The sequence below is a fragment of the Bacillus sp. FJAT-18017 genome (assembly GCF_001278805.1).
In the GTDB taxonomy this organism is placed as follows: domain Bacteria; phylum Bacillota; class Bacilli; order Bacillales; family Cytobacillaceae; genus Bacillus_D.
The window spans coordinates 3150008-3162397 of sequence record NZ_CP012602.1 but is presented as its reverse complement, the minus strand read 5'-3'; the positions used below and the strand labels follow the sequence as shown (position 1 = coordinate 3162397).

16 protein-coding genes and 1 tRNA gene are annotated in these 12390 nt (G+C 41.9%); 9 read left to right on the top strand and 8 right to left on the bottom strand.

The window, feature by feature from the left end:
* Positions 1-23 precede the first annotated feature (23 nt).
* Together AM500_RS14815 and tkt are read left to right on the top strand one after the other, a co-directional pair.
* Complete coding sequence (locus tag AM500_RS14815; protein WP_043929835.1) at positions 24-257, top strand: DUF896 domain-containing protein; 234 nt, start codon at positions 24-26, stop codon at positions 255-257.
* A 165-nt stretch (positions 258-422) separates the two neighbouring features.
* Complete coding sequence (gene tkt / locus AM500_RS14810; protein ID WP_053599912.1) at positions 423-2429, top strand: transketolase; 2007 nt, start codon at positions 423-425, stop codon at positions 2427-2429.
* Between the two features lie 54 nt (positions 2430-2483).
* Here the strand turns inward: tkt and AM500_RS14805 are convergent, their stop codons facing one another.
* Together AM500_RS14805 and AM500_RS14800 are read right to left on the bottom strand one after the other, a co-directional pair.
* Positions 2484-2939 (bottom strand): spore coat protein, encoded by a 456-nt coding sequence (locus AM500_RS14805; RefSeq protein ID WP_053599911.1) that lies wholly within the window; start codon positions 2937-2939, stop codon positions 2484-2486.
* Between the two features lie 79 nt (positions 2940-3018).
* Positions 3019-3336 carry a hypothetical protein gene (locus AM500_RS14800; RefSeq protein ID WP_053599910.1) on the bottom strand — a complete coding sequence of 106 codons (318 nt, stop codon included), beginning with the start codon at positions 3334-3336 and terminating at the stop codon, positions 3019-3021.
* 357 nt (positions 3337-3693) lie between these two features.
* Here AM500_RS14800 and sirA point away from each other — a divergent pair, with 357 nt between their 5' ends.
* The 4 genes from sirA (at position 3694) to AM500_RS14780 (ending at position 8117) form a co-directional block, all read left to right on the top strand.
* Positions 3694-4134 carry a sporulation inhibitor of replication protein SirA gene (gene sirA, locus AM500_RS14795; RefSeq protein WP_053599909.1) on the top strand — a complete coding sequence of 147 codons (441 nt, stop codon included), beginning with the start codon at positions 3694-3696 and terminating at the stop codon, positions 4132-4134.
* 72 nt (positions 4135-4206) lie between these two features.
* Positions 4207-4428, top strand: coding sequence for a YneF family protein (locus AM500_RS14790; RefSeq protein ID WP_053599908.1), 222 nt, complete (start codon positions 4207-4209; stop codon positions 4426-4428).
* 148 nt (positions 4429-4576) lie between these two features.
* On the top strand, positions 4577-6328 hold the full coding sequence (locus tag AM500_RS14785) for an ABC transporter transmembrane domain-containing protein (RefSeq protein WP_053599907.1): 1752 nt from the start codon (positions 4577-4579) through the stop codon (positions 6326-6328).
* Between the two features lies 1 nt (position 6329).
* Entirely contained in the window at positions 6330-8117 is a 1788-nt protein-coding gene (locus AM500_RS14780; RefSeq protein WP_442853973.1) for an ABC transporter ATP-binding protein, read from the top strand.
* Between the two features lie 33 nt (positions 8118-8150).
* On the opposite strand, the gene AM500_RS14775 is transcribed toward AM500_RS14780, so the two are convergent.
* The gene (locus AM500_RS14775; protein ID WP_053599905.1) at positions 8151-8348 is read right to left on the bottom strand and encodes an aspartyl-phosphate phosphatase Spo0E family protein; all 198 of its coding nucleotides are present in this window, start codon (positions 8346-8348) and stop codon (positions 8151-8153) included.
* A gap of 263 nt (positions 8349-8611) precedes the next feature.
* Between AM500_RS14775 and AM500_RS14770 the strand changes: the two genes are divergently transcribed.
* Together AM500_RS14770 and AM500_RS14765 are read left to right on the top strand one after the other, a co-directional pair.
* Positions 8612-9322 carry a cytochrome c biogenesis CcdA family protein gene (locus AM500_RS14770; RefSeq protein ID WP_043929826.1) on the top strand — a complete coding sequence of 237 codons (711 nt, stop codon included), beginning with the start codon at positions 8612-8614 and terminating at the stop codon, positions 9320-9322.
* 84 nt (positions 9323-9406) lie between these two features.
* A complete protein-coding gene (locus AM500_RS14765) occupies positions 9407-9889 on the top strand; it encodes a CcdC family protein (protein WP_053599904.1) in 483 nt (160 codons plus the stop codon).
* A gap of 263 nt (positions 9890-10152) precedes the next feature.
* Here the strand turns inward: AM500_RS14765 and AM500_RS14760 are convergent, their stop codons facing one another.
* Complete coding sequence (locus AM500_RS14760; protein WP_053599903.1) at positions 10153-10578, bottom strand: DUF2621 domain-containing protein; 426 nt, start codon at positions 10576-10578, stop codon at positions 10153-10155.
* Between the two features lie 140 nt (positions 10579-10718).
* Here AM500_RS14760 and AM500_RS25555 point away from each other — a divergent pair.
* Positions 10719-10815, top strand: a tRNA-Sec gene (locus AM500_RS25555).
* Between the two features lie 254 nt (positions 10816-11069).
* Here AM500_RS25555 and AM500_RS14755 read toward each other — a convergent pair.
* The 4 genes from AM500_RS14755 to AM500_RS26270 all read right to left on the bottom strand — a co-directional run bounded on the left by AM500_RS14755 (position 11070) and on the right by AM500_RS26270 (position 12365).
* On the bottom strand, positions 11070-11549 hold the full coding sequence (locus tag AM500_RS14755) for a tyrosine-type recombinase/integrase (protein ID WP_269432612.1): 480 nt from the start codon (positions 11547-11549) through the stop codon (positions 11070-11072).
* A gap of 73 nt (positions 11550-11622) precedes the next feature.
* Positions 11623-11865: an N-terminal phage integrase SAM-like domain-containing protein gene (locus AM500_RS14750; RefSeq protein WP_053599901.1), complete on the bottom strand. Its 243-nt coding sequence runs from the start codon at positions 11863-11865 to the stop codon at positions 11623-11625.
* Positions 11856-12041, bottom strand: a complete 186-nt coding sequence (locus AM500_RS26420) for an Arm DNA-binding domain-containing protein (RefSeq protein WP_442854013.1) — start codon at positions 12039-12041, stop codon at positions 11856-11858. Before AM500_RS26420 ends, AM500_RS14750 begins: the two co-directional genes overlap by 10 nt.
* 198 nt (positions 12042-12239) lie before the next feature.
* Positions 12240-12365, bottom strand: a complete 126-nt coding sequence (locus AM500_RS26270) for a hypothetical protein (RefSeq protein WP_269432486.1) — start codon at positions 12363-12365, stop codon at positions 12240-12242.
* Positions 12366-12390: the final 25 nt, after the last annotated feature.

Here is a 12390-nt window from a genome sequence, read left to right as displayed (position 1 = left end):
TTTATTCGAAAGAGGGATTTGCCATGCTTTCAAAAGAAAAGATGAACCGCATCAATGAATTAGCCAGGAAGGCAAAAGCAGATGGCTTAACTGAGGATGAGGCGAAAGAACAGTCCATGTTAAGAAAGGAATATCTTCAGGTTTTCCGTTCTTCCATGCTTGACACATTAACCAATACGACTTTCATCGACCCGATTGGGAATGATGTAACACCACAGAAAATCAAAAACAGAAAGAAAGGGCGCCATCTGCATTAATGGCGTCTTTCCTGTTTTGAAACTGCCTGAAATAAGATGTTTACGTTTCTTTTTTGTCATAAAAGGGAACTTTAGATACTGGCAGGGGAAGTAATTTGTTGTCTTACAGGCAGTAGGCTATAATAATAAAGTGGTACGAAACTGAATAGTGAAAGGATGTATTTCATGTTTGATCAAATTGATGCTTTGTCCGTAACCTCGATCAGAACATTGTCGATCGATGCAATTGAAAAAGCTAATTCCGGGCATCCGGGAATGCCGATGGGTGCAGCGCCAATGGCGTATACGCTATGGACCCGTTATATGAACCATAATCCAAAGAACCCAAATTGGTTCAACAGGGACCGTTTTGTTTTATCAGCGGGACATGGTTCGATGCTGTTGTACAGCCTTCTTCATTTATCTGGATATAACGTTACAATGGATGACATAAAAAACTTCCGCCAGTGGGGCTCCAAAACACCAGGGCATCCTGAGTATGGCCATACAGAGGGTGTTGAAGCGACTACAGGGCCATTAGGCCAGGGTATTGCAATGGCAGTTGGTATGGCGATGGCTGAACGCCATGTTGCCGCGGTTTACAATAAAGACAATTTTGAACTCGTTAACCACTATACATACAGCATTTGTGGTGATGGCGACCTGATGGAAGGCGTTTCCGCAGAAGCTGCATCGCTGGCTGGCCATCTTAAGCTCGGGCGACTGATTGTTCTTTATGATTCAAATGATATCTCTCTAGATGGAGATCTTCATCAGTCGTTCTCTGAAAGCGTAAAGGAAAGATTCCTTGCTTATGGATGGCAATATATCCGAGTGGAGGATGGAAACGACCTTCATGAGGTAGCGCGTGCGCTTGAAGAAGCAAGGAATAACGTAGACCAGCCTACTATGATTGAAGTGAAAACAGTCATTGGCTATGGTTCACCAAACCTTGCCGGGAAATCTGACGTACACGGGGCTCCGCTTGGAATGGACGAGCTTAAGCTCACAAAAGAAGCATATAAATGGACATTTGATCAAGACTTCCACGTTCCTGAAGAAGTATACGACCATTTCCGCAAAATGATTGCAGAGCATGGCGAGAAGAAAGAGAAGGAATGGAATGATCTTTTTGATCAATATAAGAAGGAATACCCAGAATTGGGAACACAGCTTGAGCAAGCTCTAAGCGGTGAACTTCCTGAAGGCTGGGATAAGGACCTTCCTGTATATGAAGAAGACAAGAGCCTTGCAAGCCGGGCTTCTTCAGGTGAGGCTTTGAATGCTATTGCTAAAAACCTGCCTATCTTCTTTGGAGGTTCTGCTGACCTTGCTGGCTCAAACAAAACACTTATTAAAAATTCCAGTGACTTTATGCCTCATTCCTATGAAGGTAGGAATATTTGGTTCGGTGTCCGCGAATTTGCAATGGGAGCTGCCCTGAATGGTATGGCTCTGCATGGTGGATTAAAAGTATTTGCAGGGACCTTCTTCGTTTTCTCTGATTACCTTCGTCCTGCTATCAGGCTTGCGGCTCTAATGGGCTTGCCAGTCACTTATGTATTTACGCATGACAGTATCGCTGTAGGGGAAGATGGCCCTACACATGAGCCTGTTGAGCAGTTGGCGGCTTTAAGGGCTATGCCGAATCTGGGCATCATCCGTCCTGCAGACGGCAACGAAACAGCTGCGGCTTGGAAACTGGCGATAGAATCAAGGGATAAGCCTACAGCGCTTGTGCTGACCAGGCAAAACCTGCCGACAATCAAAGGCACGGATAAAAATGCGTATGAAGGTGTATCAAAGGGAGCTTATGTTATCTCCCCAGCTCAAAAAGATACGCCTGATGCACTTCTATTAGCATCCGGTTCTGAGGTTGGCCTAGCAGTCAAGGCTCAGGCAGAGCTTGCCAAGGAAGGGATTGAAGTGTCTGTAGTGAGCATGCCTTCCTGGGATCGCTTTGAACAGCAATCAAAGGAATATAAAGAATCAGTCATTCCTAAAGCTGTCAAAAAACGTCTTGGTATAGAAATGGGTGCTTCCCTTGGATGGCACCGCTATACAGGTGATGAAGGGGAAGTCCTAGCCATCGATACATTTGGTGCATCTGCCCCTGGTGAAAAAATCATGGAAGAGTACGGCTTTAGTACAAGCAATGTTGTGTCTAAGGTGAAAGAACTGTTGAACAACTAATAGACATAAGAAGGAGAGGCCGGAATAAGTTTTCCGGCCTCTTTCCTTATGGGATTACAGGATATCCAATTCTACGATTAACGCAATTAACAGTTGAATCAGGACTTGAATGTTTACAGCGATTTGTGTGTCGGTGGTTGTAACGGTTACACCACGGCAGTTTTCGACAATCGTACGCTGCCTGGTTGTTTGATGGATCCTGGAAGATTCCAGAAGTTCCTGGGAGACTCTTTCGGCTAATGCGCCATCTGCAATGGACAAGCGAATGACTGCATTAATGGCAGCCTGCAGTGCAACCTGCAGAGAAACGGCAGCCTTCGTATCAGTCGAAGTAACTGTACAATCAACAGAATTCCTAACTACGATCACTTCGTCAGAGCATTGGGTAGCAACGCTGCGCTGGCGTGCTTCCTGCGTTTTATTAATCCTTCCAGATCCTGATAGCGGATGGTCTTCCCCGCTTAAAGCTGACCAAGAGTTGCAGCTTGAATGGCTTCTTCTTCGGCTCAATGTTATTCCTCCTATCTTTGTTTTCCCTACTAGACTATTCAGGGGAAAGTAAGAAGGTATGGACAAATTATCGAGGTCATTAGTCTATTTTTTTATGTTTCCTAGAAAATCCGGGTTTCCAAACTAGATTTACATCATTATCGTATTTATGCTTATGGTGCTTTTCCTCAATATCTGGAGTAAGATGTGAACCTTTTCCATCCGATCCTGAACCTGCCCGATTATGCTGACTTAAAAATGCATCGGTCTGCTCCTTCAATCGGTGAACCAAATCCCTCACCCTTTCCCTGTCTTCAGGTGATAATGATTTTTTGTTTACTCCATATTTATTAAGTGTTTTTGAAACAATCAACTTCATAATATCGCCTGACAAGTCGCTTCCATTATGATTTTTCACAATGATTCCTCCTATTTGCTGAATTATAATATCCTATGGTAACAGGCGTATACCCGCATGAGCAAAAGGTGGAGTTTTGGCTAAAGAGTTAGGTGGAATTTTATGATTGTATGTAAAACTCTCAAAAAATTATATAAAAATGGTTTTATCTTTGAAATAACCGCAAATATCGTGACAGTCCATTGATAGAATAGTATAATTAAGGATAAGGTAAATTTTGAATTATCCGAATTGATTGCTTTCTAATACTTTTTTCAACGACCTTCCCATCATGTCCTTTACATCAGGTTAATTTCCTGTTCTCACATTTAGTGATGTCTGCCTTTCCTAAAGTCCATTAACGGGGAGAGAATGAAGATGAGAAAATATCAACTCTATTTAATAGAAGACGAGTTTGCTTCACATTACTTCGGAAGAGAGCGCATATTTTTTCATTTGTTTAGGGAAAATAGGCAGGCTGAAGGAGAATTAAAGAAGGTCACAGATTTGCAGATCAATTTTATAACCAAGCCCATGCCCGTTTTGAGAATCCATCAGCTTTTACACAGACAGCTGGAAAAAACCAAAGGATTCTCAGTCCAAAATGGATTATATAAAATAGAAGCAAACGGAAAAAATAGTTCAGCAACACTTGCTGTATTTGAGCAGCATATTCTTATTACCGCGGATGGCGGTTATGAAGCGGAAACGGCATTCTTTGAAGTTCTCCGTAAATGCGAAGCCTCTTTCCTTGCCATTGATCTCGATAACACAAAATATGGCTGGCTTAGGCCAATTAAGGAAAGAAAATTTGTCTAATGCAGGCGAATTGGTGTATAATTACGCTTGGTAATTTACATTTTTGAAGGACAACATGGAGGAGGAAATACGATGGCTACAGGCTGGGTGATAACCATTGCAGTGTTGGCGCTAATTGTCGGCATTGTAATCGGATTTTTTATAACACGCAGGTACATGATGGATTATTTGAAGAAAAATCCGCCTATTAATGAACAAATGTTAAAAGTTATGATGATGCAAATGGGCATGAAGCCCTCTCAAAAGAAAATCAATCAAATGATGGCTGCAATGAACAAGCAGCAAACTAAATAAGTTGGACAAGGCATCCTCGGATAGAGGGTGCTTTTCTATTTGAATAAATATGTTGTTACAATCTTCCTTATTTTTAAAAAATTTGTTAAAATAGGTTTCTTGTGGGGGCTCTTTTAGATGATTTAAAAATAGAGATTAGGGGGAAGTCATGAGAATATTTGCAGAGTTAAAATGGTTCTTCTGGGAGGAACGGAAAGCGTATGTATCAGGTATCCTGGTTTTGATGTTCGTCGCCTTTCTCCAGCTCATTCCACCAAAGGTAATTGGGATTGTTGCTGATAGCGTCAAAGACGGAACCATCACTAAAGCAGGCATGGGTAAATGGGTTGCCATTTTGCTCAGTGCGGGTTTAGCGATGTATGTTATGAGATATTTCTGGAGAATCATGATTTTCGGTTCAGCTGTGAAATTGACGAGGAAGCTCCGGGATCAATTGTTTGAACACTTTACAAAAATGTCTCCAGGTTTTTATCAAAATAGACGGATCGGGGACTTAATGGCTCACGCAACAAACGATCTTCAGGCAATCCAGCAGACAGCGGGGGTTGGCGTATTGACACTGGTAGACTCCCTTGCGACAGGCGGGTTTGTTATCCTGGCCATGGCCTTCACGATTAGCTGGAAGCTGACTCTAATTGCACTTATCCCAATGCCTTTAATGGCCTGGCTGACAAGCTGGTTTGGAACAATGCTTCACCGTTCGTTTCATAAAGCACAGGAAGCCTTCTCTTCGTTAAATGATAAAACCCAGGAAAGTATATCAGGCATCAAGGTAATCAAGACATTTGGGCAGGAACAAGAGGACATCGAGGATTTTACCAAGCAGTCCGAGGATGTTGTTGAAAAGAACATAACCGTAGCAAAAATAGATGCTCTTTACGATCCGACTATTTCAATCATTGTTGCCATTTCCTTTTTCCTCTCTATCGGCTTCGGGGCGCGCGATGTTTTAAACGGAACCATGACGATAGGTGAACTTATTTCTTTTACTACATATTTAGGACTTTTAATTTGGCCAATGCTGGCATTTGGATGGCTCTTCAATATTGTTGAACGGGGCCGCGCTTCCTATGACAGGGTAGCTTCACTTTTAAGACAGCCCCAAGATATCCGGGATACTCCGGAGGCAATTGCACATACTCCTGCTGGAGACATCGAATATTGCATTAAAGAGTTTGCATTTCCAGGCGAGGAAAGCCCGCTGCTAAAAGATATTTACTTTTCAACAGGAAAAGGGGAGACACTCGGGATTGTCGGGAAGACAGGTGCCGGAAAAACTACACTGCTCAAGCTTCTGATTCGGGAATACACCAATATATCTGGAGAAATCCGTTTTGGAGGAGCAAATATTGAAAGCTATCGCCTTGAGCAACTAAGAGAGGCGATTGGATATGTGCCTCAGGACCATTTCTTGTTTTCGGCAACCGTTGCAGAAAACATTGCCTTTGCAAGGCCTGATGCATCAAGAGATGAAATTATCGCTGCAGCCAAGCTTGCCAATATCCATGAAGATATTCTCGGTTTTACAAATGGATATGAAACAGTGGTTGGAGAACGTGGTGTTTCGCTATCCGGGGGGCAAAAACAGCGGATTTCGATTGCTCGTGCGCTTATCCTGAATCCTGAAGTTTTAATCCTTGATGATTCCTTATCAGCAGTTGATGCCAAGACAGAAGAAGCCATTCTTGGAGCTCTGAAGCAGGAGAGGGAAGGGAAGACAACCATTATTACATCCCATCGCCTGAGTGCCATCCAGCATGCAAACCTCATCCTCGTCATTGAAGAAGGCAGGATTACAGAGCGTGGAACACATGAGCAGTTGATGGAAAATGACGGCTGGTACCGCGAAATGTACTTGCGCCAGCAGCTTGAAGAGCTTGTTGAACATGGGGGGCAATAAGTTGAATACAAACCTGACAGACAAGGAACAGAGAAAGGTTTTATACCGGCTTCTGTCCTATACAAAACCGCATAAAAAGGCAATCGCCATCGCATTTGCGCTACTTCTTTTGACGACAATCGGAGACATTGCAGGGCCGTACCTGGTAAAAATATTTATTGATGATTATTTGCTTCCAAACAATATTGAATTTCGTCCGTTATTGACCCTAGGGATCATTTACATGGGAACACAGGTGGCTAAGGCATTTCTGTTGTATTTCCAGCTAGTTAAATTCCAGGAAATTGCCCTGAAGATTATCCAGCAGCTGAGGATTGATGTTTTCTCAAAGGTGCAGGCACTTGGGATGCGCTATTTTGATAAAACACCGGCAGGGAGCATTGTCTCGAGGGTAACCAATGACACAGAAGCCATTAAGGACATGTTCGTAACCGTAATTGCTACGTTTATTCAAAGCGGCTTCCTTTTGTTCGGTATTTTCATTGCGATGTTCATGCTTGATGTGAAGCTGGCTTTATTCTGTTTAGTCCTGCTTCCGGTTATTTTTGCTGTCATAATACTGTATAGGAAGTACAGCTCCCGCTACTATCTCGATATGAGGGAGAGGCTTAGCCAGCTCAATGCAAAGCTGAGTGAATCACTTCAGGGTATGCCGATTATCCAGGTGTTCAGGCAGGAAAAACGGCTTCGCAAGGAATTTGGTGATATAAACGAGCGCCATTATATGGCCGGAATGAAAAACATTAAGCTGGATGCACTTTTACTGCGGCCAGCAATTGATATGATTTATATCCTGGCCCTGATTTTGGTCCTAAGTTATTTTGGCGTTGCGTCACTCGAAGTATCCGTTGAAATCGGGGTACTATATGCATTTGTGAATTATCTTGATCGATTCTTTGAGCCAGTCAACCAGATGATGATGAGGCTGTCTCTTTATCAACAAGCAATTGTAGCAGGGTCAAGGGTATTCCGCTTGCTTGATGAAGAGGAACTTGCCCCTACACAGAAGGAAGATGAAGACCTTAAAGTTAAGGATGGAAAAATTGAGATTAAAAATGTCAGCTTTTCGTATGATGGCAAGACAGATGTTCTTAAAAATATTTCTTTTACCGCAAATCCAGGCGAGACAGTCGCCCTTGTCGGACACACAGGGAGCGGAAAGAGCTCCATTATTAATCTGCTTATGCGGTTCTATGAATTTGACCGTGGAGAAATCCTCATTGATGGCGTGTCCTCGAAAAATTTTTCAAAGGATGAATTGAGGAAGAGAATGGGACTCGTCCTTCAGGATCCGTTCTTGTTCTATGGGACGGTTGCGGATAATATTCGTCTCCATGACAAAGAAATGCCTGATAAGAAGATAGTGGAAGCTGCAAGATTTGTTCAGGCGCATTTATTTATTGAAAAGTTGGATGACAAGTATGATCATAAGGTCGTTGAACGGGGGGCGGCCTTTTCAAGCGGCCAGCGTCAGTTAATCGCTTTTGCGAGAACGATCGCGACTGATCCTAAAATTCTTGTCCTGGACGAAGCGACTGCGAATATAGATACCGAAACAGAGGAAGCGATCCAGACAGCATTGAACAAAATGAGGAAAGGCCGAACAACCATTGCGATTGCCCACAGGCTCTCGACGATTCAAGATGCGGACCAAATACTGGTGCTCCATAAAGGAGAAATCGTTGAACGCGGAAACCATCAAGAGCTTCTTGCGATAAAGGGTCTTTATCACAAAATGTATCTGCTGCAAAATGGATTAGTTGAACGATATCAGGATGCAGTCAATTAGTATAAATTATTTTAAAAAATAAAACAGCCGCGCTTATAGAGATAGCGTGGCTGTTTTTGTTGATTCAGTTGGCAGTTTCAGAATATATGTATCATTATATTGGTTAAGCAAATGGTCGAGTTCCTGGCTATACCGAATTGCAATAGAGGAGCTTAAGCCGTTCGCTGCAGCAACCTGATACAACTCAATCCGCTTTTGTTCAATTAGGGAAAGCAAGTCCTGTTTCAACACGGCTGTAATTCCTTTCTTGGTTAAGGTTAGATAGCAGACGAGTATAATTTTACTGAAATAAGTATTATACTTGACTAAGTATACCCTATATTGGTAAAAAATACAAAAGTTTATGTAAAAAAATTTACAAAACCTATTCACTGTGACTATCTTATCAAACTTGCGGTGATGACACAAAACTTTCATGCAGTTTCCTAACGTTTACGCTAACTTTTTGTTAGAATGGATACAGCTAGATAGTATCGTTTGGGAGAGGTTTAATTATGGGTACTGAAGTTAATTTGTTCCTCGCATTGGGTGCCGGGTTTCTGAGTTTTATATCACCTTGCTGCCTGCCGCTTTATCCCGCATTCCTTTCTTATATAACTGGAATGTCTGTTAGTGACTTGAAAAGTGATAATGGCATGATGCAAAGGCGAAGCATTCTGCATACGATTTTTTTCTTAATAGGTTTCTCTTCAATCTTTATCATGATGGGCTTTATGACATCCTACATTGGCTCGTTCCTGTACCAGAACCAGGATTTGATTCGCCAAATCGGCGCCATATTCATGGTCATTTTCGGGTTGATGATAATCGGTTTCTTCAAGCCTGAATTCCTGATGAAGGACCGCAAGTACCAATTCAAAAACCGTCCTGCTGGCTTTGCTGGCTCTGTTTTGATTGGGATGGCGTTCGCGGCAGGCTGGACACCATGTACCGGACCGATCCTTGGCGCAGTACTATCGCTTGCAGCAACCGACCCTAGCGCAAGTATGCCGCTTATGATTGCGTACGTACTTGGATTCGCTATTCCGTTCTTCATTCTGTCCTTCTTCATTGGCCGGATGGCTTGGATTAAGCGCAATTCAATTAAAATCATGAAAGTCGGTGGTTCCATCATGATTGCTATGGGTATCATACTGTTCTTTGACTGGCTGACTGTCATCATTCAAGTTTTGCAGCCAATGTTTGGCGGCTTCACAGGCTTTTAGAATTTCAGTAAAATGACGTGCCAGAGTTGTCGATTTATACTATAATTAGCTTGTTAACCTACTTACTAGATTGGGATGAGACGCATGAATCTTGCCCTTGCATCAACAGTTGTCGCATTAGGCATGGCTACAATGGCTATGTTTGTCAGGATGAAGGCAGCGAAAAAACCTGCCACAGCCCTAAAAATCATCATTCCTCCAATTGGTATGAGCACGGGAGCACTGATGTATATCGTGCCGGAATTCCGTCTCACAGGACTAGAGATCGTCGAAGCAGTTGTCATCGGGATGTTATTTTCAATTTTGTTGATAAAAACTTCTTCATTTGAGGTAAAGGATGAACAAATATATGTAAAACGCTCGAAAGCATTTTTCTTTATCCTAATTGGCCTGCTTATCGTCCGGCTAATCATGAAGTTAGTACTGAGTGCGACGATCGACTTCGGGGAATTATCCGGGATGTTCTTCCTTCTGGCATTCTCAATGATCCTACCGTGGCGAATAGCCATGTACCGCGAATTTAAAAAACTGCAGAACGAAATCTCTCGTACAAAACAGCCGGCCTGAGTGGGTCGGCTGTTTTTGCTATATTGATGGTGGAGAGTTGAAGGGGGAGGGAGAGGAAATCCAACTAGCGTTTATTGGATTAATTAATGGCGATGTAGGGTCGATTAATCCAAAATAATAGGTTTATTTTGATTAATCGCCGTTTCTATAGGGGTTATTAATCTATAAAAGTAGTTTTATTAGATAAATTGGTGGTTTGAAATGCTGCATTAATCTATAAAACGTTCTGCCGGGTAAAATGAAAAAAGCCGCTTAGTCGGCGGCTAAAATAAGTGCTGGTATGGAGTCAGGTCAATTTGTTTTTCATGTAACGTCTTTTTCAAAAATTTGTGGTCTCGCTTTGGGGTCGCCATGATATATCCTTTTATGACGAGGTCCTGGTCAATCTTGTTTACTTTTTCTTTTAAGGCAAGTTCGCCAATTTTTCCGGCAATCTTATGCCTTGCTACATCACGGAACAGCTCAGGAACAGGTGTGACAAGTTCTTCAAGAAACGTCTTTTGGTCATCCGGCCATAGATGGCGTGACTGATTGACATAATACTCTTCCCAATCCATGATCGATTTGCCATCTTCTTTAGGAAGCTTCTTAAGGAATTTACGGAACATGAAAAAGCCGCCAATAGCCATTAACCCGAATAATAAAAAGACCCATATCACAATCATTAATTCTTTTAAAATATCTAGCATTTCATTCACCTGCGTTCAAGTAATCACTATCACCATTATAAATCGATTCCGCAATTTATGACAAGAGTGTGGCATTCAATCATTTCTATAGCGACAATAGTAGTTTTTTGCTATAATAAATTTTGCCATCATATTAACACGGGGCTGAATGGGGTACTGGTGTCCTCCACGGTCTTCAAAACCGCTTGTGACCTGCGTGCCAGGTCAGGTGGGTTCGATTCCCACACAGTCCCGCCAACCCAGTTATATCAAGGCTTTTTACCTTCATACATAAAGCAGGAGACCGAGTGCACTCGGTCTTTTTTTGTTGTGTGGTGCCCTAAATGGTGCCATTTGTGTTTTGGTGCCATATATCTACTCAAGCAACCCATTTAAATGGTCAACAGCGATTCCTTCAATTGAATCTGTCAGATGTGAATAGGTATCCATCGTTATAGAAATCTTCGAATGTCCCAAACGTGCACTTACAACTTTCGGGTGGACATTCTCTTTTAACAAAATGGTAGCATGGGATGCCTGAGATCATGAAACCGGATATCGGGGAGGTTAGCCGCTTTTAAACACCTTTTTAATGCTCTTGATATTTCAGCGGGAGTCAAGATACTGCCTTTTGAATTACAAAAAACTAAGTTTCGTGGATTAAAGGATTCGCCAAGGATTACCTTTCGGCGATCGTTTTGTTCCTTTAGTTTTTCGAGTAGAAATATCAACTTGTTGGTTAACCTTATCCCTCTAGGCTTTTCACCCTTGGGTATTTCATTAAAGAAGTACTTTCCATTGGCTTCAGTTATGGTTTGGCGAATATAAAACTTACCAGCCGTGAAATCTACGTTCACCCAAGAGAGGCCAATTAACTCGCTTTTTCTCATTCCTGTATGAGCTGCCGCATATATAACTGGGAAATATACCGGTGTTCTCTCCTTTGCGATCTTTAACAAAAGGTTGAGCTGCTCGACGCTTAATGTTTTTATTTCTCGTTTTACCGGTTTTGGAGGTTTGGCTCCTTTGGTTGCGTTTTTGTTAATAAACTCCTAATCCATAGCGTCATTCAGGGCCTTGGAAAGAATACGATGATGGTGTGTCACTGTTTGAGCCGATAAGGTATTTAACTTTTCTTTGTAATAATTTTGCAAGTTGAACGGTTTTTAATTCGTTTAGTGAGATGTTTCCTAGAGAAGGGGAGAGATGAGTATTAATAATTTTCTTGTATTCAGCAAAGGTTTTAGGTTTGAGATTTGTTTTAGCATAATTCTCTAGCCAATACTCAAGATACGCTCCTAATGACATCTTGTTTTCCTTGAAAAAGGTACCCTTTTGTAATCCAAAGTAAGTTCCGCCATTGCTGCTTTGGCCTCGCTTATTTTCTTAAAGCCACGCCTTTTTATTCTTGACCGTTTGCCATTCGTGTCTCTACCGTTCTCTAGAACAAAATAATATGTTCCATTCTTATCTTTTTTGGATATCCAGCCATGTGCAATTATCCCTCCTTAAGAGAGCTGGACACCAAGCATATGCACCTATAGAAAATAATTAGGTAAATTTTTCCAAATGTAATAAATTTACCTGGTGTCCTGTGATTATTTATTTATGAAAGTTACTAGTAGAAGTGGTATGTTACCCTCAAACCATACTAGGAAAGATTTTTTTGGAACCAGGATACGTTATTCTACTGTTACATAATGAAACGCATCCGATTTGACCAACGTATAAGCTTGGCTTCGTCCTATTCCCAAGAATGATTGTATATCCTTTACTTCCAATACTTCTGGCAGTTCTATAGTTTTCATGATATAGGCCCCAATCAGGTATCCT

What these genes read in the sequence shown, in the direction of transcription:
- AM500_RS14770 (WP_043929826.1), top strand. Translation starts at nt 8,612, where the DNA reads ATGGGTACTGAAGTTAATTTGTTCCTCGCATTGGGTGCCGGGTTTCTG.
- sirA (WP_053599909.1), top strand. Translation starts at nt 3,694, where the DNA reads ATGAGAAAATATCAACTCTATTTAATAGAAGACGAGTTTGCTTCACAT.
- AM500_RS14790 (WP_053599908.1), top strand. Translation starts at nt 4,207, where the DNA reads ATGGCTACAGGCTGGGTGATAACCATTGCAGTGTTGGCGCTAATTGTC.
- AM500_RS14785 (WP_053599907.1), top strand. Translation starts at nt 4,577, where the DNA reads ATGAGAATATTTGCAGAGTTAAAATGGTTCTTCTGGGAGGAACGGAAA.
- AM500_RS26270 (WP_269432486.1), bottom strand. Translation starts at nt 12,365, where the DNA reads ATGAAAACTATAGAACTGCCAGAAGTATTGGAAGTAAAGGATATACAA.
- AM500_RS14765 (WP_053599904.1), top strand. Translation starts at nt 9,407, where the DNA reads ATGAATCTTGCCCTTGCATCAACAGTTGTCGCATTAGGCATGGCTACA.
- AM500_RS14750 (WP_053599901.1), bottom strand. Translation starts at nt 11,865, where the DNA reads ATGTCATTAGGAGCGTATCTTGAGTATTGGCTAGAGAATTATGCTAAA.
- tkt (WP_053599912.1), top strand. Translation starts at nt 423, where the DNA reads ATGTTTGATCAAATTGATGCTTTGTCCGTAACCTCGATCAGAACATTG.
- AM500_RS14815 (WP_043929835.1), top strand. Translation starts at nt 24, where the DNA reads ATGCTTTCAAAAGAAAAGATGAACCGCATCAATGAATTAGCCAGGAAG.
- AM500_RS14760 (WP_053599903.1), bottom strand. Translation starts at nt 10,578, where the DNA reads ATGCTAGATATTTTAAAAGAATTAATGATTGTGATATGGGTCTTTTTA.